Raw genomic sequence first — 2,582 nt, forward strand, 5'->3', positions numbered from 1 at the left:
TACCGCATCAACGAATAAAACCCATAGGTAGCAGTATCCTTGACAACGCCCATTTTATCCTTATAAATAAAATAGGCTTCGAGTTGGTTGTTCTTTTTTAAAAATTTAAAAGCTTCTTTTAATCCCATTGCCATTAAGGCATTATCATAACCATCAGCAGTTATAGCGTCTTTGGCATACACCGTAACACTTATCACATTATTATCTACTGGTAATCCCGTTTTAGGATTCATCAAATGGGAGATTTTTTTGCCGTTGCTTTCGTAAAACTTTTGATAATTCCCCGAGGTCGTGATCGCTCCCGATGCTATTTGAACTATTTTCTGAATCGCTACAGGCATTCCTTCTTGCTTTGACGGACTCTGGATTCCTACTTTCATCATCTCACCGCTGGGTTGTCTCCTACCGCTAACTCTGATTTCGCCACCTATTTCGACCAAAAAGTTGGTGATTTTGTGTGCCAATAAAAAATCAGCGACTACATCCACCGTATAGCCTTGGGCAATGCCGTTGACATCAATTTGCACACAGGCTTTCTTTTTCAATAATTGGTTGCCTTTGCGTTCCAAAAGCGCATTCCCCATACAGGCTTTAACTGCTTTTAAAATTGCTGCATCAGGAGTTGAGGGTTCCATTCCTTTTTTATGAAAACCCCAGGCATTCATTAGTGGCAAAAGGGTTATATCAAATAGTCCATTTGTGGCTGTATTGATTTCCTTCGAACGTTTAACAACCTTTATCAAATGTCTATCTGCTAGGATTCCTTTAGACGAATTATTAAACTGATTGATTAACGAGTTCTCTTTATAAATAGACAAAGATTGATCGATGGAAGCAAAAATGCTATCCAGTTGGTGTTCGCCTACATTGCGCTCTTTGGCATAATAGCTTATATTATATGTTGTTCCTTGAGTGAATCCGTTGATCTGGTATTTATTCCATACGTTTTGTGGTTCCTGATGAGGAAATAACAAAGCGATAAGGAGCGGAAGGATGATCATTAGGATTCTGTTAAAAGATTTTTGATTGTTGATAAACGATTCTTGATTTTAGATTTATGGAATTGCGCCATCGATAAATCATTTCTTTCATAATAAAATGGGCTTCGACAAGCTCAGCATGACAATTATAGAAAATAATAACTGTTCCATGATATAAACTATGCTTACTATAATAGAGACTTCGACAAGCTCAGTCTGACAATTATAGAAAATACTTACTGTTCCATAAAATAAAGTGTGCCTAATATAAAAGAGACTTCGACAAGCTCAGTCTGACAATTATAGAAAATACTTACTGTTCCATAAAATAAAGTGTGCTTACTATAAAAGAGACTTCGACAAACTCAGTCTGACATTCATTCGACAAGCTCATCTTGATAATAGTACTAAATAAGACCAATTACTTTATAAAAGGTTTAAAATTATAATCAAAATAGACTTTGAAGCACTACCGTTTTTAGCCCCGACAGCAATGGAAAGCCTTTGAGAGTTAGAAGCCAATTTTTTCTTGCTGAGGCAGAGCGACCAGCGGAAGCTCCTGCCTTAGCGTAGAAAAATGGCTTGTAACCGAAAAGCTTGAAATGAATGGCGGGATTAGCTCCTTATCATTTTTAAACTAGGCATAACAACGGATTTCGAACAATTTAGCGTTTTTAGCACCGTAGGTTTCTTTCAATTTGATTCGGATTGCAGTTGTTTTTATGCTGTTGAATTGGAACTTGATTAAACGAGTTCTGTTTTTATCTATTGAACCCAACGAAATCCAGTTTCCGTTGATGCGCGCCTCTAAATCTAAGGCTTTCATCATTTCGACTGGTACTACATTAGTGTATATTTTATCATTTCGCTTGTCTTTTCGTAACATGATGTTTCGTTTGACATTAGTATCACATTTAATTTCGACTTTTGAAATATCGATTGGGTTTTCCCATTCCAATTGCAATTCGGCGTTTAATCCGTCTGATTCCCAGTGGTGAATTTTGCCTTCGATATCGCGAGACATTCCGTCGGTCAAAAGTTTAGCATCACCAGAAAGGGTTGAAGAAGCGAAAATAGCGTTGGCTTTTTTGGCCAAATCCAATGGATCATTGGCAGGACGTTTTGGGATAAAAACATCGTCTCTCAGTAAATTTTCTTGTAATTCATTGTGGTGTTTTTGATAAATATCACGGGGTAGAACGCTTTTTTTGGCACAGATAGCACCCGCAGTTCCTACCGCTTGCCCCATCAAAGCACAGGTAGCCATGATGCGCGACGAGGACAACGCAATATGCGTTTGACTCACGTTACGCCCTGCAAACATAAGGTTTGAAACGTTCTTAGAATACAAACTACGGAAAGGATATTCATAAACAGAAGCAAAATTTTCATGAAAATAACTGGGTGGCTCGGATGGATTTTCGATTCCGCCTGGATTGTGTTCGTCTAGTGACCAACCGCCAAAACCGATGGCATCTTCAAAATGTTTGTGTTCCGTTAAATCTGTTTCCGAAAGGATGTGATCGCCAATAAAACGACGCGATTCCCTGCGACCCGCCAATGTTCCTACCCAGTCCAAGGCATAATTAGCCGCTTCGGGAT

Annotated in this window: 2 protein-coding genes; both read right to left on the reverse strand. The window is 38.5% G+C overall.

The features are described 5' to 3' along the window. On the reverse strand, nt 1-1,001 hold a 1,001-nt coding region (locus WBQ70_RS05410; protein WP_423911486.1), incomplete at its 3' end, for an FAD:protein FMN transferase. A 616-nt stretch (nt 1,002-1,617) separates the two neighbouring features. Next, nucleotides 1,618-2,582, reverse strand: a 965-nt coding sequence (locus WBQ70_RS05415; RefSeq protein WP_423911488.1) for an FAD-dependent oxidoreductase, incomplete at its 5' end; no start/stop codon positions are given.

This window comes from Flavobacterium sp. (assembly GCF_049590715.1).
Classification (GTDB): domain Bacteria; phylum Bacteroidota; class Bacteroidia; order Flavobacteriales; family Flavobacteriaceae; genus Flavobacterium.